The following is a 22,480-nucleotide window of genomic DNA, read 5'->3' on the forward strand; positions in this document are numbered from 1 at the left end:
CCCCGGGCACGCATCAGGTCACTTGCAACGGTTGCGCACGATCCCGTCGACGCACTTGGTGTGGGCGAAGATCGCGTGGCTGAACACCGCGCCCTTCACCGTCGCCCGGTTGAGCACCGCCCGGCTGAGGATGGCGCCGGCGAAGTCGGCACCGGTGAGGTTGGCCCGGTCGAAGTTGACCCCGGACAGGTCCGCCCCGCGGAAGTCCGCACCGCTGAGGTCGGCGTTGGCGAACGTCGCACCGGCCAGGTTGGCATGCGCGAACCCGGCGTTCTTCCCGAGCACGTTGGCGGCCTGCAACGAACGCAGCGTCGCCCCGGTGAACATCGCGCCGGTCAGGTCCGCGCGGTAGAACTTGGCGTGGTCGAGCACCCCACCGGTGAAGTCGGCGAAGCGCAGCGAACCCTGCGTGAGGTCCACCCGGTTCCCGATGACGTTGCGGCCCTGCACGCTCGACAGGTCGGCGCGGAAGGCCCGCAGCCCGGTGAGGTCGGCGGACGTGAGGTCGGCGCCGTGGAACACGGCCTGCCACACGTTCGCGAACCGCAACGAGGCCCCGGACAGGTCGGCTGCGGTGAAGACCGTCTGCGCGAGGTTCTTGCCGTCGCAATCGGCGCCGGGTACGACCTGGCAGCCGTTGACGAGGCGGCCGGCCCGCAGCGCGATGAACAGCGTGGCCGAGTGCAGCGTGCCCGAGACACCCGGGACCGCGCCGCTCGTGGCGATGCCGGTCTCGGTCGCAAGACCTGTGGTGACCGACGACGCCGAGGCGACGGTGAAGGACAACCGGCCGGATGTCAGCGACGGGCCCGAGAGGGTCAGCGCGTGACGCACGCCGTCGGCACCGAGCAGCACGGCGTCCAGCGAGCCGGCGAGCGGGTCCGACGTCCAGCGGTTGATGAAGGCCGACAGGCTCTGGCGGCCCGACCCGGACGTCGAGGTCAGCGAGCTCGCCGGCGCGTACAGGACGAGGTTGCGGCCGGTCGCCATCGTGACGTCGGCGGTGAGGCGGTAGACGACGGTCGGGTTGCCCTTGGTCACTGACACGGCCGAGACGTCGCTGCCGGAGCCCGAGCCGCTGCCGGTGCCGGTGCCGCTCTCCGCGTACCCCGCGTTGCTCGCCGGTGTCGCCGTCGTCCGGCTGGTCGGTGCGGGGCTCGAGGACGGGTGGGCCGGCGCGGCGTCGGCACTGTGGCCGAGGCCGGTCGACATCCGACCGGACAGCACGGACAGCGCGACCACGGCCGCGACGACGGCCGCGACGATGGTGACGAGCCGCTTCACGGCTTGAGCCCGTGGTCGGGGCGGAACAGGCGGTAGCCCATGTCCAGCACGGTGATCAGGGTGAGCACGGTGAGCAGACGCCAGCCCACGAGCAGGGCGACGTAGGCCGAGTGCGGGGCACCGTCGCGGATGCCGCCGAGCAGGGATTCGAACCAGGTCATGACCGAACTGCCTTTCGCTCTGCCTCGTACTGGGCGGACCAGCCGTCGAAGCCTTGGTGGGTGAGGACCTTGAACCAGCAGCGCACCCAGCAGGCGAGGCGCAGCCAGAGGAACAGCTCCGGGACGATCAAGGTCCCGGCAAGGAAGAGGTCGCGCTTGCGACGGTTGGGCATCGCACCGGCGAGCCGGAGGTTCAGCAGCGACGCCCAGACGGGCGGGAAGATCCACACCCAGTACCAGGTGAATGCCGCGAGCAGCCACGCCGCGAACAGCTGCACGACGAACATCGCGCGCAGGCTGAAGTCCAGCAGCATCTTCGACTGCAGGCGCCACGGGTAGCGGGTGCTGGCGTCGCGCAGGCCCCGCCGATCGTGCAGCAGCTTCGCCAGCCCGTAGTCCCACTTGCTGCGCTGGCCCCACAGAGACCGGATGGCGGTCATCGGGCCGGCGTAGGCGCGCGCCTCGGCGGAGACCCGCACCTTCCAGCCGGCGTCCTTGAGCTGCCAGGTGAGCTCCATGTCCTCGACGAGGGTCGTCGTGGTCCACGGGCTCTCGCGGTCGTCGCGGGCCGCGACCTGGGCCAGGGCCGAGGTACGGAACAGCGACGCCTGGCCGCCCAGCACGTACGTCTCGCGCTTGCGGTGCAGCAGGTCGTCGATCCAGCCCGCGAACTCGAGCCGCTGCGCGAACACGAGCAGCGATGCGATCGGTCCCTGCTTGTCGGCGGACGGCTGGTCGAAGGTGTACCGCGCCATGACGCCGGCGAGCTTGTCGTCGGCCTGCAGCTCGTCGCGCAGCTGCCGGATGCAGTCGGGGTCGAGCCGGGTGTCGGCGTCCACGCCCAGCCAGTACGGGTGCTGCTGTCCGACGATCCCCCACGACTCGATCAGGGCGCCGACCTTCTTGTGCTTGTTGTCGGGCATGTCGACGACGTCGACGTCACCGAAGGAACGGGCGATGGCCGCGGTGCGGTCGGTCGAGTTGTTGACGATGACGACGATGCGGTCCGGCGGCAGCGTCTGGCGCTGCAGGTCGGTGATGACGTCGGCGATCCCGGCCTCCTCGTTGTGCGCCGGCACGACGGCGACCACGCCGCTCGTCGGGCGGCCGACCGGCTGCGCCGTCATCGCCTGCGGCGTCGTCTCCTCCGGCAGGGGGACTCGCACGACGCGGCGACGCGGCGTGCCGAGCCGGTTGGCGGTGCTGGGCGTGGGCCCGGGCAGGGTGGCGGTCATCAGCAGGTCTCCTTCAGCGATCCGAAAAGCTCCGGGGCGAGGGCCAGCCAGGCCGCGCCGTAGTAGGTCGGGTAGTGCCGGTCCTGCGCCGCAGCGGCGGCGAGAGCCGTGGCCGCGCCGCGGCGGTCGCCGGCGGCGGTGCGTGCGGCGTACAGCGCCACGTCGGTGAGCGGGTGCCGCCAGGTCACGAGCGGCGCGCCGCTGAGGGTGCGCTCGCCGACCGCGCCGGGCGCTCCGAGTCGGCGCGCGTACGTCGCCGCGAGAGCCCGGTCGGACGCCGAGCACGAGGCCGCCAGCCGGATGATCAGGCGCGGGGCGTCGAGCCCGTACTGCACCGGCTGCGAGCCGTCGGGTGCGCCGGTGGCGGTGGCGTCGCCGGCCTGCGCGTCGCCCGCCAGCGTTGCCCAGTCCGGCGGCAGCGGGAAGCGGGCCGCCAGGGAACGGTCGAGGCTGGCCGTGGCCGCGGCGACGGGGGTCCAGCCTGCGTTGCCGGTGAGCCGGGCCAGCAGACGGGCCTCACCGGAGACGACGTAGCTCGGGTTGAGCGTCGCCGGGTCGGCGGTGGCCCAGGTACCGGCCACCACGAGGGCGCCGGGCGACGCGGTGACGGTCTCGTAGGTCAGTACGGAGTTGGCGATCGCGGTGCCGGCGGCCGTCCACGCCGGGCGGGCGAACAGGCGGCCCGCCTGGAGCAGGGCGATCGCCGCGTCCAGGTCGGCGTCCGGCGCCGGGTTGCGGTCGACGACGTGCCCGCTCGCCCAGTGGAAGGCGAGCAGGTGGTCCGGACGCTGCAGGTGGGCCTGGGTCCACGACCAGATGACCTGGAAACGGGTGCGGTCGTGCTGGGCGACGGCGATCAGCATCGCGTAGGCCTGTCCCTCGGACACGGTGTCGCCACCCTGGTCACGACGCACGACCCGACCATCGGCGGCGACGTAACGCTGCAGGAACGTGCGTCCCGCTGCGTCCGTCGCCGCCGACGCGTGCGACGCCGGAGCGGCGCACCCGGTCGTGGCCACGACGATGCCCGCCGTCGCGGCGATGCAGGCCAGGGCCTGAACGCAGTGACGACTCCCCCGAAAAAGGGCATGCCGGGCTGACCGTGCCATCAGGGTTTCCCTCCCCCATGGAAGCCGTGATCGACGCTCGGCTGCGTTAGATCGACGTTATCTTCCGTGGAAGAGGTTGCACGAACAGACACTTGACGGCAAGTTCACACGGCCCAGGGCGCGTCGGAACCACGGGCATTCTGTCCGACTTCCTGCGCATTCGAGACGATAAATCCGGGACCATCGTCCCGTTCGGAACGGGTTGTTCGGCGTTCAGCACCACCGACCCGGCATCACAACGGTCGATCCGGCGAAACCTGGTTCGGGACTTCCGTCCCTGGGTATTCTGCGAACTAACACCGATCAACAAACGCAGGAGGACGGGTGTACCGGACACACGCACCGATCCTCGATGCCCTGCGTTCCCGCGGCTTCGACCAGGACCGCCTGTCCGCCGCGGCGGCTGCGGCCGACAGCTCCGGCCGCGCCCTGCACGACGTCCTGGTCGACGGTGGCATGATCACCGAGCTCGAACTCGCCGAGGGCCTGGCTCTCGCCTACGGCCTGCGGACCGTCGAACTCGGCGGCTACCCGATCGACCCCGCCGCCTCCGCACGCATCCCGTTGGGACTCGCCCGCCGGCATCGGGTGCTGGGCATCGCCATCGAGGCCGGCGAGCTCGTCGTCGCCGTCGCCGACCCCGGCGACGTCCTGGCCCTCGACGACGTGCGTGCCGCCTCCGGCCTGCCGGTCCGCGCCGTCGTCGCCGCCCGCGACGAGCTGGCCAAGGCCATCGAGCGGATGCAGCGCGCTGAGAACGACCTCGACGACGTCGCGGCCAGCCTCGGTGTGGACGCGTCGTCCACCCTGATGAGTGCGCTCGACTCCGTCGGGCAGGAAGCGCCGATCGTCAAGTACGTCAACCAGCTCATCGAGCGGGCGGTCGACCACCGCGCGTCCGACCTGCACCTCGAGCCCACCGAGGGCGACCTGCGCGTCCGGTTCCGCATCGACGGGGTGCTGCACGAGATCGAGACCGTGCCCAAGGGCATCCAGTCCGCGCTGATCAGCCGCCTCAAGATCATGGCGGCCATCGACATCACCGAACGTCGCATCCCGCAGAACGGCCGCATCACCCTGCAGCTCGGCGCGCGGTCCGTGGACCTGCGCGCGGCAACCCTGCCCACGGTGTGGGGCGAGAAGGTGGTCCTGCGCATCCTGGACACCGGCGGCATCGACCTCGACCTGAAGCGGCTGGGCTTCTCGGCCCACAACTACGAGCGCTTCTCGGGATCGTTCGCGAAACCGCACGGCATGCTGCTCGTCACCGGCCCCACGGGGTCCGGCAAGTCCACCACCCTGTACGCGACCCTGACCGAGATCAGCAAGCCCGAGGTCAACATCATCACCGTCGAGGACCCGGTGGAGTACCGGCTGCCGGGCGTCAACCAGGTGCAGGTGAACCCGAAGGCCGGCCTGACGTTCGCCGCTGTGCTTCCCGCGATCCTGCGGTCGGACCCGGACGTCGTGCTGATCGGCGAGATCCGCGACAGCGCCACGGCGCAGCTGGCCATCGAGGCCTCGCTCACCGGCCACCTCGTGCTGTCCACGTTGCACACCAACGACGCCCCGTCCGCGGTCACCCGCCTCGTCGAGATGGGCATCGAACCGTTCCTGGTCGGCTCGTCCCTCGACTGCGTCATGGCCCAGCGCCTCGCCCGTCGCCTGTGCCAGTGGTGCAAGCAGGAGTACGCCCCGACCGAGCACGAGCTGACCCTGGCACGCTGGCCGCACGAAACGCTGGGCACGCCCACCCGCCTGTGGCGCCCCGTCGGCTGCCGCTCGTGCGCCGGAACCGGGTACCGCGGCCGCGTCGCGCTGCACGAGGTCATGCCGGTCAGCGAGCAGATCGAGCGACTGGCCGTCGAACGGGCCTCGGCCCACGACATCCAGCGCGTCGCCCTCGCCGAGGGCATGCAGACCCTGCGGACGGACGGCCTGTCCAAGACCTTCACCGGCGACACGTCGCTGGCCGAGGTGCTGCGCGTCGCCGTCTGAGCGACGCCGCCTGACCGACGCCTGACCGACGCCGCCTGCTCCACCTCGACACCGACCCGTCGCCGGGCACGTGCACCATTCGCGTCGCTCGACCCCTTGCGCGCCCGTCCGCCTTGGGGGCTTTTGTCACACCGCGATCCAGACACTCCCGGACATAAAATTGGTGTGAACTTTCCAGCGCGAAGTCTTGCGCACGTGAGATTCGTGTGTGTAAGTTTTCTGTTAGCACGTCACACACACCTCGGGGAGAAGTCATGGAGCTGTCGCCGCTCGGCACCAGCGTCTCCGTGCTGTCCCCTGCCCACCCTGCGTCCGCGGCGCCGGCCGACCTGGACGCCATGCTGACCACGATGGTCCGCTCGGGCGGCTCCGATCTGCACATCACCGTCGGCCTCCCGCCCATGATGCGCATCCACGGCGACCTGACCCGCCTGCCGGGCTACGCCGAGCTCACCGCCGCCGACACCGAGCGCATCGTGCGGGGCGTCGTCGACGCCGAGCAGTGGGCCCGCTTCGAGACCGACCTCGAGTTCGACCTGGCCTACGACCTCCCCGGCGTCTCGCGGTTCCGGATCAACCTGTTCCAGCAGCGCAACGCCTACGGCTCGGTCATGCGCTCGATCCCGCACGAGATCAAGCAGCTGCACGACCTGGGCATGCCCGAGCAGATCGAGCGCTTCGCCGCCCTGCCCCGCGGCCTGGTCCTGGTCACCGGCCCCACCGGCTCGGGCAAGACCACCACCCTCGCCGCGCTGCTCGACCTCGCGAACCGCACGCGTCGCGACCACATCGTCACGATCGAGGACCCGATCGAGTTCATGCACACCCACAACCGGTGCGTCGTGAACCAGCGCGAGCTCGGCGTGGACACGCACAGCTTCGCCGAGGCGCTCAAGCACGTGCTGCGGCAGGACCCCGACATCATCCTGGTCGGCGAGATGCGGGACCTCGAGACCGTGTCGACGGCGCTCACCGCGGCAGAGACCGGCCACCTCGTGCTGGCCACGCTGCACACGCAGTCGGCCGCGCAGACCATCGACCGCGTCATCGACATGTTCCCGGCGCACCAGCAGCAGGAGATCCGCGCCCAGCTGTCGACGGCCCTGCAGGGTGTGGTCACGCAGTCCCTCGCCCGCCGCCCCGACGGCAGTGGCCGCACGGTCATCTGCGAGGTCATGTTCGCGACGTCAGCCATCCGCAACCTGATCCGCGAGGGCAAGAACCACCAGATCCCGTCGTTCATGCAGTCCGCCGGCGGCGACGGCATGCTCACCTTCGACGCCCACCTCGCCCAGCGCGTACGCGAGGGTCTGATCACGTACGACCAGGGCCTGTCGCTCTGCCACGCGGTCGAGGAATACCGCCGTCTCGCCGGACGTGCGGCATGAGCGACGCTTGCGGAGCGATCCGGCGGAATTGCGTCTCTGCATGCCCGAACGGAGTAAGGGCATGAGCGCCACGAAGGTCAAGGAGAAGACGTACGCCTTCGAGGCCGTCGACACCAAGGGCAAGCGGTCGAAGGGCACGATCGAGGCCACCGACGAGTCGGCCGTCACCAACGCCCTGCGCAACCAGGGCGTCACCCCGCTGTTCGTCCAGGAGACGGGCAGCGGCCTCAACCGCGAGATCACCATCCCGGGCATGGGCAACAAGATCGGCCTCAAGGACCTGGCCATCTTCGCCCGGCAGTTCGCCACCATGGCGTCGTCCGGGCTGACCCTGCTCCGCTCCTTGACCATCCTCGAGGAGCAGGCTGAGAAGCCCAAGCTCGGGGCGGCGGTGCGCGACGTGCGCCGCGACGTCGAGGGCGGGCTCTCCCTGTCGCAGGCCATGGCCAAGCAGGACGAGATCTTCCCGCCGATCATGATCTCGATGATCCGGGCCGGCGAGACGGGCGGCTTCCTTGACGCGGCGCTCGACCGCATCGCCGTGAACTTCGAGAAGGACGCCCAGCTCCGCGCCAAGATCAAGTCTGCGATGACCTACCCGGTCATCGTCATCTGCTTCAGCCTGCTGATGATCGCCGGCGTCCTCGTCTTCATCGTCCCGATCTTCGAGAAGATGTTCAAGAACCTGGGCGGCTCCCTGCCACTGCCGACCCAGATCATGGTGACCCTGAGCCACAACGCCCTGTGGGTGCTGCCGCTGATGGTCGCCGCGCTGGTCATCAGCACCAAGCTGTTCCGCGCCAAGCTCAAGCGCGACGAGGCATGGCGGCTCGGCTTCGACCGATTCAAGCTGCGCTGGCCGGTCTTCGGCACGCTGTTCACCAAGATCGCGATCAGCCGGTTCAGCCGCAACTTTGGCACTCTGCTCGCCGTCGGCGTGCCCGTCATGCAGGCCCTGGACATCGTGGGCGGCACGACCGGCAACGCGGTGATCGGCGAGGCCATGAAGGACGTGGCCGAGTCGGTGCGCGCCGGCAACACGATGTCCGCGCCGCTGGCCGAGCACAAGGTCTTCCCGCCGATGGTCGTGCAGATGATCGAGGTCGGCGAGGAGACCGGGCAGATCAGCCCGATGCTCGACAAGGTGTCGGACTTCTACGACCACGAGGTCGAGACCGCCACCGAGTCGCTGACCGCCGCGATCGAGCCGCTCATGGTGATCGTCATGGGCCTCATGGTCGGCGTGATGGTCGTCTGCCTGTACCTGCCGATGTTCACGATCTACCAGCACATCCAGGGCGCCTCGTAACCGAGCCGCGACCGACAACTCCACAACTTCCGTACTCCCCAGTACGGAGCGACCTGGACGCCCCCATGCACGACGGTCGCACCCTCCGAACCAACCCCCGGTCCGGAGTTCCCCCACCAGAGTCCCCGGAGGCTCAGATGTTCCGTAACACCCTCTCGAAGATGCTCGACATCCGTGACCTCAAGCGGACCGAGCGTGAGGACGGTGAGGCCGGCTTCACCCTCATCGAGCTCCTGGTCGTCGTCGTCATCATCGGCATCCTGATCGCCATCGCCATCCCGCTGTACCTCAACTACACCAAGGGCGCGAAGGCCAAGGGTGCCGAGTCAGACGTCCGCGCGGCCGTCTCCGCCGTGCAGCAGTGCTTCACCGACAACAACAACACCCTTCCGGCTTCGGTAGCTGCACCGACAACGGCCGGCACCGACCTGAGCCTGACGTGCGGCAGCGCGACCGAGACGTCGACGGTGTCCTCCGGGACGAAGCTGAGCTACACGAACAACGCCGACGGCACGTACACGATCGTTGGCGTTTCGGACAGCGGCAAGACCTACACCTTCTCCAGCTCCACGGGCAAGATCGCCACCACCTGAGCGACGTCCGGGCGACGACACCACTAACTGCCCGGCCTGTCGGATACATCTCACCGCAACAGTTCACAGCCCACGCCCGTCCCCTCTAAGCCCCGGAGGCTCTTATGTTTCGCAACGCACTAAGTCACCTGATCGACATCCGCAACGACAAGCGCGCCGAGCGGGAGGACGGTGAGGCCGGCTTCACCCTCATCGAGCTCCTGGTCGTCGTCGTCATCATCGGCATCCTGATCGCCATCGCCATCCCGCTGTACCTCAACTACACGCAGGGTGCGAAGAACAAGGGCGCCGAGTCCGACGTCCGCGCAGCCGTGGCTGCGGTTCAGCAGTGCTACTCGGACGGGAACAACAACTTCCCTGCTTCGGGAGCCCAGTCCGGCAGCACGTTCACCTTCACCATGCCTACGGGTGTCACCCCGGCGACCTGCACCACGACCTCCACTGTCTCCGACGGCACGACGTTGTGCTACGGGCTGGTCACCGGCGGGTACAAGATCACCGGGGCCTCCTCGAACGGCAAGACCTACAACTACGACAGCACGATCGGCAAGGTCGTCCAGGGCAGCTGACCCACTCCTACGACCCGGTCGGAGCGGGAGGCGAATCCCGCTCCGACCGGCACCAACTCCATACGCCCCTCCGAACAACGATGGAGGTGACCCATGCCCCCCAGCCGGGTCCGCCCCCCACTCCGTCGAGCACCAGGAGCGAGCACCCGGCCCGCAGTTACCCCCACTGACCGCGTCGCCGACGACGGTGGATTTACCGTCGTCGAGGCTCTCGTCTCCCTCGTCCTCCTCGCCGTGGTAGGTACGGCAGCGACCACCGCGGTCGTCGCCGCCACCAAGACGTCCAAGAACTCCAACGACCGAGTCAACGCAGCCAACCTGGCTCAGCAGGACCTGCAGGCAGCGCGCGCGCTGCGCTACCCCGCCTACCCCGCCGCGGTCAGCGCGCGCAGCGTCGTCATCGGCAAGACGAGCTACACCGTGACCCGCACGGTGTCGACCCCCTGCCCGGCCACCATCAACTACACGAGCAACCCGTTCATGACGGTCACCTCCACGGTGACGTGGAAGCCCGCGACCCCGACCCAGACCGTGGTCATGACGACGGAGCTGGCATGTTGAGCCGGCTGCAGCGGCAGGACGACACCGCCGACGACGCCGGCATGACCCTTGTCGAGCTGGTCGTGGGCATGACGCTCATGAGCATCGTCGGGGCCATCGCCATGACGTTCTTCGTCGGCATGTCGACCCAGACCGCACGTGTCGGGGCCCAGACCCAGGACGCCGCCGCGGCCCGGACCGCGCTGAACCAGATCAGCACCGTGCTGCGGCTGGCGGACACGCCCACCGCGCGTCCCGGGTACTCCACCTCGCGCTTCCAGGTGCCGTCGGGCCAGAACCAGCTGACGGGCTCCGAGATCGTGTTCTTCGCCAACATCGGGAACGGACAGACGCCGAGCCGAGCGACCGACACAGCCAACGCCACAGCTGTCCGCATCCCGCCGACCAAGGTCGACATCAAGCTGGTCAACGGCACGCTGACCGAGTACACGTACGCACCCCTGAGCCTGAGCTACGGCACCGGCTACGACTGGACCACCAACTACCCCAGCACGCCGACGACCACCTCGGTGCTGCTGTCCGGTGTCGCGAACTCCACCGTGTTCGCGTACTGCTCGGACGCCACCGACATCGCACAGACGTGCACGTCGACGACTGCACCCGACTCGGTTGCCGTCGTGCAGGTGACGCTCACGACGACGCCGCTGCGTGGCAATGCAGCACAGACCGTGCAGTCGAGCGTTGCGATCACCGGAGCTGTGTCGTGATCGCGAACCGACTGCGCCGCTTGCGTGACCGCGACGAGGGCGGGTTCGCCCTCATCTTCACGCTGTTCGTGACCACGGTCATCATGCTGGCCGTCGCCACCACCCTGGCCACGACCACGCCAAACATCACCGCCGCGAAGCAGAGCCAGGACGTCGCCGGCGCGCTGATGGCGGCGCAGTCCGGGATCGACGACGCCATCGCCTACCTGACCAGCGTTCCGCAGTGTCGCTCGCAGACACGGATCTGCTCACAGGCCTACGGCACGAGCAGCGCCGCGCTCGCCACCTCAGGCACCCCTCGACCGACGCTGGGCAGCGGCCAGTCGTTCTCGTGGCGCCTGGGATCGTCGTTGACCGCCGACGGCTACGTACGCGTCTCGTCGACCGGCACGTCGACGGGCATCAGGCGCACACTGGTCGCGGACCTGTCACTCGCGCCGAGCATCCTGTCCTACGGCTACTACACCGACTACGAAACGCTCTCGCCAGCGTTCCTCACGGACTACAACAGCAAGCACAGCATTTACCTCAGCAACAGCACCACCTACAGCAAGGTGAGCAGCACGTACCGAGGAAGCACCTCGGTTCCCCAGACTGTGTCCTGGAAAGACCCGACGGGCACCCAGCTGTGTGGCGAGCATTGGTACCGCGAATCGGCCACGATTCCGGGCCGCGCCGCAGACACCACTGTTCCCACCCAGACCGGCTCCTTGATCACCAACCGGACATCCCCGTCCGCGACCCTCGGCTGCGATCTGGTCTTCACGACCGGAATGATCGAGGACGGCAAGACCTACACACGCGACGCCATCGACGTGAGTAACGGCAGCGGAAACGGACCAATCTTCAATCAGCCGGTCTACACGTTGTGGGGTTACAACGACGGTCACGAGAACTTCACCAGCCCGTCGAACGGAGGGCAACCCTGGCGTGGAGACAGCATCAGCAGCTCCTCCCTCTACAAGCCGGTTGTTGCTCCGTACGACCTGACCCTGCCTCCGACCATCGGTTCCGACGGGCTGGCTACCAACGCATGTGTCTATTACGGCCCCACGCGCGTGGTCCTGAACGGCGACGGCACGGCGACCGTGACCAGCCCGTCGACCACGGTGCGAGACTCGGGCAGCGACGTCAACTGCTACCCCTCCGGTTCGTTGGACAATGGCATTCGCAACTTTCAGATCGACTACGCGACGGTCGGCGGCAGCACGGTCTACGTCAAGAACCTGGGAACTGCTCCTGCGACCGGCTGGCCCGACAATCCGACGAAGCTCACCAACACGCCCGCGGCCAACAACGAGGTCTTCTGGCTCCCGGTGTCCGGTGTGGCCACGCCAGACAGCTCGACATCTGCCGCACCGAGTACGTGCGCGAACACGAGCACCCAGAAGTACTCGGCCGCAGTCAACGCTCAATGCGCCTGGACGAACGTCGCCACCAGCACGGACGCCAGCTCCACGACAGGGTGGACCGCCTATACGACCTCGAGCACAACCGGGACCAACTGCGCCAAGCCACCCGCGGCGACGGACCAGCTCCTGTTCCAGTGCGAGTACAACCACTCGACGTCCACATCGGCGCCGAGCACCAATGCCTATGCCGCCGTACGCAGCACGATGCAGTCGTTCCTCAACAGCAACTCGTGTGCGACCGGCCTGGCCGCAGCGTTCAAGACGTGCTTGCAGACCCAGGCGAACTCCGCGCTGTCAACGGCAAACACCTCGCAGCACCCGTTCAACTACACGTCCCCGGCGAACGGCGACCACCAGTACGCAGCGACGGTCACGCTCGGGACCCCGGTTACCGGCAGCACGCAGAACGTCGGCAGCGCGCCCGCCAACCCGACCGCCGGCGACACCCTCTTCAGCTACACCGGTACCCCCGGACAAGAGCAGTCGACGCTGACGCCCGTCACGACCACCGTTTATCGACAGACGTACTCGTCGACCAGCAAGAGCTGGTCGGCGGGCACCGCCCAATTCACCTTCACGACCACGCACAACGACTGGGTGATGACCGCGCAGCCTTCCGGAGCCAGCTATTTCCCGCAGCTCCCCGACGTCACGGACTACAACTCGGGCACGACCTCGGGCAGCCCCTCGGTCGCGGTCGGGTCGACCGGAAACCTTCAGCCCGGGGACCTGTACATCCAGGGCCGGAACAACGGGCAGTTGAGCGTGCTGGCCCAGAACGACATCATCGCCACGGGCGACATCACCGACACCGGGACCACCGGCAGTGACACCCAGGCTGTCGACCTCGTCGCCGGCAAGGACGTACGCAATTACCACCCGGTGTCCTGCGTCGACACGAATGCGACCGACATCAACAACACCAGTCCTGGCTGGTGTCCCAATGACATCAGCGACCTGACGTCGTCGTCGCTGCAGAACTCGGACGGATCGTTCACTGCTCAAGCACCGCAACTGCAGTACCAGAACATGACGCAGACCGGCGATCACACCATCGACGCTGCCATCTTCACGCTGAGCGGTTCTTTCCGAACCGACAATTACGACCGTGCGCCGTGGGTGGGCAACGTCCTCGTGAACGGTGGTCTCTACCAGTCACATCGAGGTGGCAACGGCACGACGCACACCTACAACGGCAACACGGTACGAACCGGTCTGTCGTTGAACTACACCTACGTCGACCTCGAGCGCGCGAACCTGCCGTACGCGCCGCCCGCGTCCAACAGTGCGAACCCTCGCCCCTGGAACGTGGTCAGCATCTCGGCCGGTGGCCCATGACCCACGAGCCGCTCGCACACCCCCGCCCCCACTGCACGTCGCACGACCTAAGGAGCCCGTCATGGCAACAACACCGGTGAGCATTGGCCTGGACATCGGGTCGCATGCCGTTCGCGCCGTCGAGGTCGCGCGCACGAAGGATCGTCAGGTGATCGACGCCTTCGGTGAGACCTCTCTGCCAGACGGCGCCACCAAGCACGGCGTGGTCCAGGACCAGCGCGCCGTGACCGGAGCCGTCCGCGAACTCTGGTCGGGCAAGCGTTTCCGCGCCAAGTCCGTCCGCCTCGGTGTCACCCACCAACAGGTCGTCGTCCGCGAGGTCGAGATCACCGATCTGCAGCCGAAGGACATGCGTCGTGCGCTGCCCCACCAGGTGCGCGACGTGCTGCCGTTCCCCGCCGACCAGGCCATCCTCGACTTCCGTCCGCTGGGTCCCGGCCGCAAGCCCGAGACCGTGTCCGGGTTGCTCGTCGCCGCGCCGAAGGAAGCGATCGTCGACACGGTGCATGCGGTGGAGAAGGCCGGCTTGCACGTCGAGAGTGTCGATCTGGCCGGCTTCGCCGTGCTCCGGGCCCTCGCTGCGGCCACCGCCGGACCGGAGGCCGTCGTCGACATGGGCGCCGAGCGCACCCTGGTCGTCGTCCACACCAACGGCGTGCCGCGGGTCGTACGTACGATCCCGCGCGGCGGCGACGACGTCACCGCCATGTTGGTGAACCGGCTCGGGGTGTCCCGCGATGAGGCCGAGGCGCACAAGGCGCGTGTCGGTACCGGGGCATTCGGCGCGTCCGACGGACCCGACGTCGCGGTCAGCGAGGTCGTCAACGACGCGCTCCGCCCCCTCGTGAACGAAATCCGCAGCTCCATCAGCTTCTTCCTGTCGGCACACCCGGACCACGCGATCGGTCGCCTGTGCCTGGCCGGTGGTGGCGCGCAGCTGCCCGGTCTGGACGACCTGATCACGCGCTCGCTCGACCTGCCGGTCGTCCACGGTGACCCGTTCCAGTACGTCACCACTGCACGACACCGCGACGAGGCCGACGCGCTGCGCCGGTTCCGTACCTCCTCGGCCGTGTGCGTCGGCCTGGCCTTGGGAGCAGCGTCATGACCATCATCGACACGCCGCCCCCACCCGCAGCGATCGCCCTGGCCCTCGACGCGCACTCCGGTCCGCTCGCCCGGATCAGCGCCGACCTGCTGCCCGACGAGGTACGCGCGCGCCGGCGCCTCGCGCATGTCAAGCGACGCATGGTCTTCGGCTTCGTGGCCCTCGCGCTCGTCATCGGCCTCGGCGACACCCTCGCTCGCCAGCAGACGAGCAAGGCCGAGGATGCGCTGGCCGCTGCCAACCAGCGCAACGGTGCGCTCAACCAACAGGTGACGCGCTTCGCCGCGGTGACCGGTGTGCAGGGCGACACCCAGCAGATCACCACCCAGCTCACCCAGGCGATGGCCGGTGACGTCCCGTGGGCCAAGCTCGTCGCCACGATGCAGCGGCTCGCCCCACGGGGTCTGGCGCTGACCGGGATGAACGCCGCGACCGGCGCCGGTGGCGCATCCGGCGCACCGGCCCCGACAGCGCCGGTCGCCCCGGGCGCGACTTCGTCGACCGCAGCACCTGTCGGCACCCTGTCCCTGACCGGCCAGGCTGCGAGTTACCGCGACGTCGCTGACTACGCCGGCGCCCTGGCCGGCGTACCCGGCCTCACCGGAGTGACGCCGACGACTGCGGCGACCACCGATACGAGCCACACGATCACCTTCACGATCACCGCGTCGTTGACCGCGGCGGTCCAGGGCGGTCGCTACGCCACCACCGCTCCGCGCACGGGCACAGCAGCGGCACCAGTCGCAGCGACGTCCGGCGCACCGACGGCTTCCGCGCCGTCCAACACCGCGGCCGCGCCACCCGCGGGACCGACCACCACCGCATCCGCTCCGGTAGGGAACTGACATGCCACGCACCCAAACCGAACGACTCTGGGTCGTCGGCGCCGCTCTCGTCGCGCTGATCATGGCCGCCGTCGGTTACTTCCTGCTCATCGGGCCCGAGCGCTCGCGTGCCGCCTCGGTGCGCAGGGACGCGTCGGACACGTCGTTCCAGACCGCCACCCTGCAGTCCCGGATCGCGAGCCTGACCGCCCAGAGCAAGCAGCTGACGACGTACCGTGCTGCGCTCGCGAAAGCACAGCGCGCGCTCCCGACGGCCGACGACCGGACGGCCACGCCGCAGCTCATCCGCGATCTCGCGTCGACGGCGTCGGCGACGTCCACGGCCATCACCTCCCTGACCGTCGGCCAGCCGACGGCACTGACCCCCAGCACACCGGCCACTCCGACGGCGTCGTCACCCAGCTCGTCGGGCAGCACGTCCGCCGGCACGGCTGCACCGGCCACCCCCACGTCGACCCTGTCGTCGATCGCCGTCGGGGCCACGGTCTCGGGGGTGCCTGCCGCGCTCAACAGCTTCCTGTCGGCGGTCCAGACCACGGGCTCCCGGGCGTTGTTGGTCACTTCCGTGACACTGAGCAAGACCACCGGCCGGCTGACCACCATGACCCTGACCATGACCGCCTTCGTGCGGCCCGCCGAATAGAGCTACCGGGACGCGAGTCCCGGGACAGACGTCGCTGCGCTGGGGGGCGCGGTGACCCATGAACGGCGTCGCGGCTCGTCGCGTCGGGGGCGGCGGGACGAGCCGCGGCGCCGGTTCATGACCATCGAGACAACACGGAAAGGTCCGAGATGACACCCCTGGTTCTGCTGGCTGCACTCGTGGGCGTGTTCGGGCTGGCGATCGGCTCGTTCCTCAACGTCGTCGTCTATCGGGTTCCGCGCGGCGAGTCCGTGGTGCACCCGGGGTCGCACTGCCCACGGTGCGACACCGCCATCCGCAGCAGGCACAACGTGCCCGTGCTCGGCTGGCTGATGCTCCGTGGACGTTGTGCGACCTGCCGACTGCCGATCAGCGCGCGCTACCCGTTGGTCGAGGGCGGTACCGGCCTGCTGTTTTTCGGTTCGACTCTGCTGGCCGGCGTCACACCGGTCCTGCCCGCGCTGCTCGTGGTCTGCGCGTTCGGACTCAGCCTCGGCCTGATGGCCTTCGACCACGTACGGCGGCCTACGACGGGATGAGGTCGAACGTGTCCGGGTCGGGGCCGGTGCGCTCGTGCCGGTCCAGCCCGGTGATCATCGCCATGTCAACGTCCTCGAGCTCGAAGTCGAAGATCTCGAAGTTCTCCTTCATCCGCTCGGGTGACACCGACTTCGGGAAGACGATGTCGCCCCGCTGGATGTGCCAGCGCAGGACGACCTGGGCCGTGGACTTGCCGACCCGGCGAGCGATCTCGGTGATCGTGGGGTCGTCGAGCACTGCACCCTGAGCGATGGGCGACCAGGCCTCGACCGCGATCTCGTGCTCGTGACAGAACGCCCGCACGTCGTCCTGGGCGAGGAACGGGTGGACCTCGATCTGGTCGACGGCGGGGCGGACCGTGGTCTCCTCGTGCAACCGCCGCAGGTGGTGCGGGTTGAAGTTCGAGACACCGATCGAGCGCGACCGGCCGTCACGGTAGAACTCCTCCAGCGTCTGCCAGGTGGACACGTAGTCGCCGTCGTACCGCGTCGGCAGCGGCCAGTGGATGAGGAACAGGTCCACGTAGTCGAGCCCGAGGTCGCTCAGCGTCTGGTCGAATGCGCGACGAGCGTCGTCGGGGCGGTGGAAACCGTTGTTCAGCTTGCTCGTGATGAACAGGTCCGAGCGGTCGAGGCCGGACGAGGCAACAGCCTCACCGACCTCCTTCTCGTTCCCGTACATCTCGGCAGTGTCGATGTGGCGGTAGCCGATCTGCAGGGCCTGGGAGACGGCCTCGGCCGTGTCCTTCGGCTCGATCTGGAACACCCCGAAGCCGAGCTGCGGGATGGTCTTGCCGTCGTTGAGGTGGATGTCCGGAACAGTCATGCCGTCGAAGTACCCGACGCCGGGCGTCGTCTCACCGGTCCGTCGTCTCACCCACCCTCGGGGCCGTACCGGCCCGGGTGCGCCTGGCGGGAACGGCGCAGGTCGTCCTCCTCGATGAGCCGGTTGAGGCTCTGCTGCACCTGGTCGGAGTGCGGGACGTTCTTCAGGGCCTCCTGGCCGTGCTCACCGGCCGACTCGATCACCAACGTGCCGGCGCCGACCATCCGGTCCCATAAGGACTGGGTGAAGGCCACGTCGTTGATCCGCTGCAGCGCGATGTCGCGCCCGGTGTGCGTGAGCACGCCACGACGGATCAGCACGCGGTGCGTGGTCAGTACGAAGTGGGTGGTGCGCCAGCGGATCCACGGGCCCGCGCTGAGCCAGAGGAAGAGCAGCACCGCGACGACCGTGATGACGATGAGCACGACCGTGCGCTGGGTGCCGTGGTCGGGCGCGAAGTAGGCGCCGACGCCGGCCGCGGCACAGATCAGCAGGAACCACAGGGTGGCCGGCACCAGCGTGATCCAGTGCGGGTGCAGGTGCTCGACCACGCGCTCGTCGTCGGCGAGCAGCTTCTCCGGGTAACTCATGGTCGAGAAGATAGCGGGCGCAGCTGCGCCGACACTCTGGTCAGGGCGTTCGATCTTCGCTAGATTTTACGCGTGCTTCACACGATGCGTTCGGTCGCCGCGCGCGCCGGGGACCGGCTCGACGCCTCCCGGCGCGTCCTGTGGCTCTCGGCCTTCGCGCCGACCCTCGTGCTCTACGTCGCAACAATGCGCACCAATCCGTTCGACATGAGCTCCGACCCCACGGCCGTGTCACCGTCCGCGTGGTCCGTCGCCCACCACGGCACACCGCTGCTGCGAGCCACGTCCTGGCCGCGCTGGAACCCGTGGGTCATCGACCTCGTGCACGGCCAGGCGGTGTCGAACCGGCCGCCGGGCCTGCTGTTCCTGGCGGCGCCGGCGTACCGCCTCTTCGGCGCCGTCCCGTCCTTCAGCCCGCTGCCCGGTTCGCTCACCGCGGCCGGCGTCACCGCCGCTGCGATGGCGACCCTGGCGCTGGCGCTCACGCACGTCCTGACCCACCGTGCCGCGCTCGTCGCCGCGCTGATCGCGGCGACCGCCACTACGACGTGGGCCGTGTCCGGCACGGCTCTGTTCCCGCAGGGCCCGGACCAGCTGGCGATCGCAGTGGCCCTGTGGGCACTGGCCGCGAACCGGTACGGCCGGGCCGGCGTCGCGTACGCGGTGGCCATGACGGTCCGGCCGACCCTCGCCATCGCGGCGGCCGCGAACGGGATCATCGCGGCGTGGAAGCAGCGTCGCGTAGCCCCGCTCCTGTTCGTCGGCGGAGCGACGGCCGTCGGCGCCGCCGCGTACTGGGCCTACCTGGTCTCCCTCCCGAGCTCCCCCGCCACGCGGTCGTCGACCGACACCGTCGCGCTGGGCACCCACGGCTACGTCGGCTCCCTGTTCGACGTCGGCCCCGCGGCCTGGCCCGACCTCGCCGAGAAGATCGCAGGCACGCTGGTCTCTCCCGGGCGAGGCATCCTGGTCGGCTCGCCGTTCCTGCTCATGCTGCTGCCGGGCCTCGTCAGAGCCTGGCGGAGTGCGCCGACGTGGGTGCGTTCCAGCGCGGTGGGAGCAGCAGCCTACGAGCTGGTGCAGCTCAAGTGCGAGGTGTTCACCGGCGGGGTGTTCTTCTGGAGCTACCGGTACCCGATCGAACCGCTCACGCTGTGCGCACCGTTGCTGGCGCTGTGCTGGACGCAATGGACATCGCTTCGGGCCGGACGGCGTGCGGTGTTCGGCGGTCTCGTGGTTGTGTCCGTGACGTGGCAGGCCGTCGGCGCCCTGTTCTTCCGCGGTCCCTACGCCGACCGTCCTTGGACCTTCGACAACGCGCGCGGCGCCCTGACCCACGGTCACCCCGTGGCCGCGCCCGTCCTGCTGGCGACCGGGTTCGCCGCCGCCGCCTGTGTCACCGTGCTGCTGTACCGGACGCGGCTAACCCTGACGGTTGCGCAGATGCTCGACGTCTCCGGCGCTGACCGCATGCACCCCGTCGGGGGCGTCGACGACCACCCGACCGAGATCATCGACGTCGCGCGCCCGTCCTTCGAGGACGCGGCCGTCACCCAGCGACACCCGGACGTCGGCGCCCAGGGTGCTGCACACCGCGCGGTAGGCATCGGCCAGGCCGCTCGTCGAAGCGTCACCGTCCGCCGCTGACCAGCGCACGAGCCACGCATCGAGGCGGGCCAGCACACCGCCGAGCACCGCACTGCGGTCCAGGGTTCCAGTCGCACCCGCGAGCTGGAGGGACGTCGCGGTCGGTACCGGCAGCTCGGCCTCGGTCAGCGACACGTTGAGCCCGATGCCGAGCACGGCCATCTCGCCCGAGCTCTGCGCCAGGATGCCGGCGACCTTCCGGCCGTCGACGAGCACGTCGTTCGGCCACTTCAGCATCGCGTCGACCCCTGCGACGGAGCGCACCGCCTCGACCGTGGCCACCCCGCCGAGCAGCGGAAGCCATCCCCAGTGGCGCACCGGGACGGACGGTCGCAGCGCCACCGAAAACAGCAGAGCCGAGCGCGGGGGCGCCAACCAGGAACGGTCCAGGCGCCCACGGCCCGCGGTCTGCTCCTCCGCGGCCAGCACGGTGCGGTCCGCGATCTCGGCGTCGGCCACCAGGTCCGCGTTGGTCGACGTAGTGCGCTCGACCACGCGGACCACCGGCCACGCCGGCCCGGCAGCAGCGCGGATGCGGTCCGGGTCGAGCGGCGAACGGTCGAGCACCGGACCACCGTAGCGAGGCCGAGCGCTTCGTCACCTCCGTGCCCGCTGCAGGCCGCCTGCCGCCTAAGCTCTGGCGCATGGCAGCCGATCCCGCCGACGCAGCCGCCCCTGCGAGCGACGCCCCTGACCCGCACACCACCGCCGGTAAGCTCGCCGAGCTCGGCAAGCACCTCGACGAGGCGGTGCACGCCGGGTCCGCCCGCGCCGTGGAGAAGCAGCACGCCAAGGGCAAGATGACGGCCCGGGAGCGCATCGAGGCGCTCCTCGACGAGGGATCCTTCGCCGAGTTCGACGCGTTCGCCCGGCACCGGTCGACCTCGTTCGGGATGGAGAAGAACCGGCCCTACGGCGACGGCGTCGTCACCGGCGCCGGCACGGTCGACGGCCGGCCGGTGTGCGTCTTCAGCCAGGACGTCACCGTCTTCGGCGGCGCGCTCGGCCAGGTGTACGGCGAGAAGATCGTCAAGGTCCTCGACTTCGCCATGAAGACCGGCTGCCCGGTTATCGGGATCAACGAGGGCGGCGGCGCCCGCCTGCAGGAGGGCGTCGTCTCCCTGGGCCTCTATGGCGAGATCTTCCACCGCACGGTCCGCGCGTCCGGCGTCATCCCCCAGATCTCGCTGATCATGGGGGCGGCGGCCGGTGGCCACGTCTACTCCCCCGCGCTCACCGACTTCGTGGTCATGGTCGACAAGACCTCGCAGATGTTCATCACCGGCCCGGACGTCGTCAAGACGGTCACCGGTGAGGACGTGTCGCTGGAGGAGCTCGGCGGCGCGCGGACGCACAACACCAAGAGCGGCAACGCGCACTACCTGGGGACGGACGAGCAGGACGCCATCGACTACGTCAAGTCGCTGCTGTCCTACCTGCCGTCGAACAACCTGGACCCGCTGCCCGTGTACGACACCCAGGTCAGCGACACCACCACCGACGACGACGCGTTCCTCGACTCGTTCATCCCTGACTCGGCGAACACCCCGTACGACATGCACGAGGTGATCAACCACCTGCTCGACGACGGTGAGTTCCTCGAGGTGCACCAGCTGTTCGCGCAGAACATCCTGGTGGGCTACGGCCGCATCGAGGGTTATCCGGTGGGCGTCGTGGCCAACCAGCCCATGCAGCTGGCCGGTTGCCTCGACATCGACGCCTCGGAGAAGGCCGCGCGGTTCGTGCGCACCTGCGACGCCTTCAACATCCCGGTGCTGACGCTCGTCGACGTCCCCGGTTTCCTGCCCGGTGTCGACCAGGAACACGCGGGCATCATCCGGCGCGGCGCCAAGCTCATCTACGCCTACTCCGAGGCCACCGTCCCCAAGGTCACGGTCATCACCCGCAAGGCGTTCGGCGGCGCGTACGACGTCATGGGCTCGAAGCACCTCGGCGCCGACCTGAACATCGCGTGGCCGACGGCGCAGATCGCGGTCATGGGTGCCCAGGGCGCGGCGAACATCCTGTACCGCAAGCGGTTGGCGAAGGCCGACGACCCGGAGGCGCTGCGCGCGGATCTCGTGCAGGAGTACGAGGACGAGCTGTTCAACCCCTACATCGCCGCTGACCGCGGCTACGTCGACACCGTCATTCCCCCGTCCGAGACGCGCGCCTACGTCATCCGTGCCCTGCGGATGCTGCGCAACAAACGCGAGTCGCTGGCCCCGAAGAAGCACGGGAACATCCCGCTGTGACTGACGAACCTTCGAACGAGATGACGGCAGGGCGACCGGCGCTGCGGATCGTGCGCGGCGACGCCTCGCCCGAGGACGTCGCGGTGCTGACCGCGCTGCTGTCGGCGGCGGGCGAGCCGGACGCGCCCAGCGCGCCCACCCCGCGCGGCGGGTGGCGGGACGCGACGCGGCTGTACCGCCGTCAGCTCTATCCCGGCCCGGGGGCGTGGCGCTCGTCGGGCTGGTAGCGCTCGGGCCTCGTCGGGTTCGTAGTACCTGGCGTTCGTTGGGCTCGAAATCTGCGCGCCCCGGCCGGGGGGCTTCTGCCTCGCTGCTTGTGCTCTGCACGCACACCGGCAACCCGTGGGCTGCGGCGTTGCGGGT

General features: G+C 69.1%; 21 protein-coding genes. 14 read left to right on the forward strand and 7 right to left on the reverse strand.

Translation table 11 applies throughout. From position 1 onward, the window contains the following. Positions 1 to 18: 18 nt before the first annotated feature. The 4 genes from ACFFCA_RS00235 to ACFFCA_RS00250 are packed head-to-tail and all read right to left on the reverse strand — an operon-like array spanning position 19 to position 3,789. The gene (locus tag ACFFCA_RS00235) at positions 19 to 1,284 is read right to left on the reverse strand and encodes a pentapeptide repeat-containing protein (RefSeq protein WP_375480899.1); all 1,266 of its coding nucleotides are present in this window, start codon (positions 1,282 to 1,284) and stop codon (positions 19 to 21) included. Beyond that, the gene (locus ACFFCA_RS00240; protein ID WP_375480900.1) at positions 1,281 to 1,445 is read right to left on the reverse strand and encodes a hypothetical protein; all 165 of its coding nucleotides are present in this window, start codon (positions 1,443 to 1,445) and stop codon (positions 1,281 to 1,283) included. The genes ACFFCA_RS00235 and ACFFCA_RS00240 overlap by 4 nt, the downstream gene beginning before the upstream one ends. After that, positions 1,442 to 2,680: a glycosyltransferase gene (locus ACFFCA_RS00245; RefSeq protein WP_375480901.1), complete on the reverse strand. Its 1,239-nt coding sequence runs from the start codon at positions 2,678 to 2,680 to the stop codon at positions 1,442 to 1,444. Before ACFFCA_RS00245 ends, ACFFCA_RS00240 begins: the two co-directional genes overlap by 4 nt. Continuing rightward, the gene (locus ACFFCA_RS00250) at positions 2,680 to 3,789 is read right to left on the reverse strand and encodes a glycosyl hydrolase family 8 (protein ID WP_375480902.1); all 1,110 of its coding nucleotides are present in this window, start codon (positions 3,787 to 3,789) and stop codon (positions 2,680 to 2,682) included. Before ACFFCA_RS00250 ends, ACFFCA_RS00245 begins: the two co-directional genes overlap by 1 nt. Before the next feature lie 324 nt (positions 3,790 to 4,113). On the opposite strand from ACFFCA_RS00250, the gene ACFFCA_RS00255 reads away from it, so the two are divergent. The 12 genes from ACFFCA_RS00255 (at position 4,114) to ACFFCA_RS00310 (ending at position 16,799) form a co-directional block, all read left to right on the forward strand. Continuing rightward, positions 4,114 to 5,787, forward strand: coding sequence for a GspE/PulE family protein (locus tag ACFFCA_RS00255; RefSeq protein ID WP_375480903.1), 1,674 nt, complete (start codon positions 4,114 to 4,116; stop codon positions 5,785 to 5,787). 254 nt (positions 5,788 to 6,041) lie between these two features. Continuing rightward, positions 6,042 to 7,175 (forward strand): type IV pilus twitching motility protein PilT, encoded by a 1,134-nt coding sequence (locus ACFFCA_RS00260; protein ID WP_375480904.1) that lies wholly within the window; start codon positions 6,042 to 6,044, stop codon positions 7,173 to 7,175. Positions 7,176 to 7,236: 61 nt separating this feature from the next. Further along, positions 7,237 to 8,484 carry a type II secretion system F family protein gene (locus ACFFCA_RS00265; protein WP_375480905.1) on the forward strand — a complete coding sequence of 416 codons (1,248 nt, stop codon included), beginning with the start codon at positions 7,237 to 7,239 and terminating at the stop codon, positions 8,482 to 8,484. Between the two features lie 137 nt (positions 8,485 to 8,621). Further along, positions 8,622 to 9,077 carry a prepilin-type N-terminal cleavage/methylation domain-containing protein gene (locus ACFFCA_RS00270; RefSeq protein ID WP_375480906.1) on the forward strand — a complete coding sequence of 152 codons (456 nt, stop codon included), beginning with the start codon at positions 8,622 to 8,624 and terminating at the stop codon, positions 9,075 to 9,077. A gap of 104 nt (positions 9,078 to 9,181) precedes the next feature. Further along, the gene (locus ACFFCA_RS00275; protein ID WP_375480907.1) at positions 9,182 to 9,646 is read left to right on the forward strand and encodes a prepilin-type N-terminal cleavage/methylation domain-containing protein; all 465 of its coding nucleotides are present in this window, start codon (positions 9,182 to 9,184) and stop codon (positions 9,644 to 9,646) included. A 93-nt stretch (positions 9,647 to 9,739) separates the two neighbouring features. Beyond that, positions 9,740 to 10,207 (forward strand): prepilin-type N-terminal cleavage/methylation domain-containing protein, encoded by a 468-nt coding sequence (locus ACFFCA_RS00280; RefSeq protein WP_375480908.1) that lies wholly within the window; start codon positions 9,740 to 9,742, stop codon positions 10,205 to 10,207. Next, positions 10,201 to 10,914, forward strand: coding sequence for a type II secretion system protein J (locus ACFFCA_RS00285; RefSeq protein ID WP_375480909.1), 714 nt, complete (start codon positions 10,201 to 10,203; stop codon positions 10,912 to 10,914). Before ACFFCA_RS00280 ends, ACFFCA_RS00285 begins: the two co-directional genes overlap by 7 nt. 350 nt (positions 10,915 to 11,264) lie before the next feature. Continuing rightward, entirely contained in the window at positions 11,265 to 13,664 is a 2,400-nt protein-coding gene (locus ACFFCA_RS00290) for a hypothetical protein (RefSeq protein WP_375480910.1), read from the forward strand. Positions 13,665 to 13,725: 61 nt separating this feature from the next. Beyond that, the gene (pilM, locus tag ACFFCA_RS00295; RefSeq protein ID WP_375480911.1) at positions 13,726 to 14,772 is read left to right on the forward strand and encodes a type IV pilus assembly protein PilM; all 1,047 of its coding nucleotides are present in this window, start codon (positions 13,726 to 13,728) and stop codon (positions 14,770 to 14,772) included. After that, positions 14,769 to 15,617: a hypothetical protein gene (locus tag ACFFCA_RS00300; RefSeq protein ID WP_375480912.1), complete on the forward strand. Its 849-nt coding sequence runs from the start codon at positions 14,769 to 14,771 to the stop codon at positions 15,615 to 15,617. The genes pilM and ACFFCA_RS00300 overlap by 4 nt, the downstream gene beginning before the upstream one ends. A gap of 1 nt (position 15,618) precedes the next feature. After that, positions 15,619 to 16,260: a hypothetical protein gene (locus ACFFCA_RS00305; RefSeq protein ID WP_375480913.1), complete on the forward strand. Its 642-nt coding sequence runs from the start codon at positions 15,619 to 15,621 to the stop codon at positions 16,258 to 16,260. A gap of 149 nt (positions 16,261 to 16,409) precedes the next feature. Next, on the forward strand, positions 16,410 to 16,799 hold the full coding sequence (locus ACFFCA_RS00310; protein WP_375480914.1) for a prepilin peptidase: 390 nt from the start codon (positions 16,410 to 16,412) through the stop codon (positions 16,797 to 16,799). Here the strand turns inward: ACFFCA_RS00310 and ACFFCA_RS00315 are convergent. From ACFFCA_RS00315 to ACFFCA_RS00325, 3 genes are all read right to left on the reverse strand, one after another. Then, positions 16,786 to 17,625 carry an aldo/keto reductase gene (locus tag ACFFCA_RS00315; protein WP_375481041.1) on the reverse strand — a complete coding sequence of 280 codons (840 nt, stop codon included), beginning with the start codon at positions 17,623 to 17,625 and terminating at the stop codon, positions 16,786 to 16,788. The two genes, ACFFCA_RS00310 and ACFFCA_RS00315, sit on opposite strands and share 14 nt — an antisense overlap. Before the next feature lie 47 nt (positions 17,626 to 17,672). Continuing rightward, on the reverse strand, positions 17,673 to 18,215 hold the full coding sequence (locus tag ACFFCA_RS00320; RefSeq protein WP_375480915.1) for a PH domain-containing protein: 543 nt from the start codon (positions 18,213 to 18,215) through the stop codon (positions 17,673 to 17,675). A 1,422-nt stretch (positions 18,216 to 19,637) separates the two neighbouring features. Continuing rightward, entirely contained in the window at positions 19,638 to 20,429 is a 792-nt protein-coding gene (locus ACFFCA_RS00325) for a biotin--[acetyl-CoA-carboxylase] ligase (RefSeq protein WP_375480916.1), read from the reverse strand. Between the two features lie 77 nt (positions 20,430 to 20,506). On the opposite strand from ACFFCA_RS00325, the gene ACFFCA_RS00330 reads away from it, so the two are divergent. Beyond that, positions 20,507 to 22,117 (forward strand): acyl-CoA carboxylase subunit beta, encoded by a 1,611-nt coding sequence (locus ACFFCA_RS00330; RefSeq protein ID WP_375480917.1) that lies wholly within the window; start codon positions 20,507 to 20,509, stop codon positions 22,115 to 22,117. Continuing rightward, positions 22,114 to 22,344: an acyl-CoA carboxylase subunit epsilon gene (locus ACFFCA_RS00335; protein WP_375480918.1), complete on the forward strand. Its 231-nt coding sequence runs from the start codon at positions 22,114 to 22,116 to the stop codon at positions 22,342 to 22,344. Before ACFFCA_RS00330 ends, ACFFCA_RS00335 begins: the two co-directional genes overlap by 4 nt. The last annotated feature ends 136 nt before the right edge of the window (positions 22,345 to 22,480 follow it).

The organism is uncultured Jatrophihabitans sp. (assembly GCF_964252635.1).
Classification (GTDB): domain Bacteria; phylum Actinomycetota; class Actinomycetes; order Mycobacteriales; family Jatrophihabitantaceae; genus Jatrophihabitans.

Coding starts and splice junctions, on each gene's coding strand:
- ACFFCA_RS00250 (WP_375480902.1), bottom strand. CDS start 3,789: ATGGCACGGTCAGCCCGGCATGCCCTTTTTCGGGGGAGTCGTCACTGC.
- ACFFCA_RS00300 (WP_375480912.1), top strand. CDS start 14,769: ATGACCATCATCGACACGCCGCCCCCACCCGCAGCGATCGCCCTGGCC.
- ACFFCA_RS00260 (WP_375480904.1), top strand. CDS start 6,042: ATGGAGCTGTCGCCGCTCGGCACCAGCGTCTCCGTGCTGTCCCCTGCC.
- ACFFCA_RS00245 (WP_375480901.1), bottom strand. CDS start 2,680: ATGACCGCCACCCTGCCCGGGCCCACGCCCAGCACCGCCAACCGGCTC.
- ACFFCA_RS00265 (WP_375480905.1), top strand. CDS start 7,237: ATGAGCGCCACGAAGGTCAAGGAGAAGACGTACGCCTTCGAGGCCGTC.
- ACFFCA_RS00270 (WP_375480906.1), top strand. CDS start 8,622: ATGTTCCGTAACACCCTCTCGAAGATGCTCGACATCCGTGACCTCAAG.
- ACFFCA_RS00330 (WP_375480917.1), top strand. CDS start 20,507: ATGGCAGCCGATCCCGCCGACGCAGCCGCCCCTGCGAGCGACGCCCCT.
- ACFFCA_RS00275 (WP_375480907.1), top strand. CDS start 9,182: ATGTTTCGCAACGCACTAAGTCACCTGATCGACATCCGCAACGACAAG.
- ACFFCA_RS00315 (WP_375481041.1), bottom strand. CDS start 17,625: ATGACTGTTCCGGACATCCACCTCAACGACGGCAAGACCATCCCGCAG.
- ACFFCA_RS00240 (WP_375480900.1), bottom strand. CDS start 1,445: ATGACCTGGTTCGAATCCCTGCTCGGCGGCATCCGCGACGGTGCCCCG.
- pilM (WP_375480911.1), top strand. CDS start 13,726: ATGGCAACAACACCGGTGAGCATTGGCCTGGACATCGGGTCGCATGCC.
- ACFFCA_RS00285 (WP_375480909.1), top strand. CDS start 10,201: ATGTTGAGCCGGCTGCAGCGGCAGGACGACACCGCCGACGACGCCGGC.
- ACFFCA_RS00305 (WP_375480913.1), top strand. CDS start 15,619: ATGCCACGCACCCAAACCGAACGACTCTGGGTCGTCGGCGCCGCTCTC.
- ACFFCA_RS00320 (WP_375480915.1), bottom strand. CDS start 18,215: ATGAGTTACCCGGAGAAGCTGCTCGCCGACGACGAGCGCGTGGTCGAG.
- ACFFCA_RS00310 (WP_375480914.1), top strand. CDS start 16,410: ATGACACCCCTGGTTCTGCTGGCTGCACTCGTGGGCGTGTTCGGGCTG.
- ACFFCA_RS00280 (WP_375480908.1), top strand. CDS start 9,740: ATGCCCCCCAGCCGGGTCCGCCCCCCACTCCGTCGAGCACCAGGAGCG.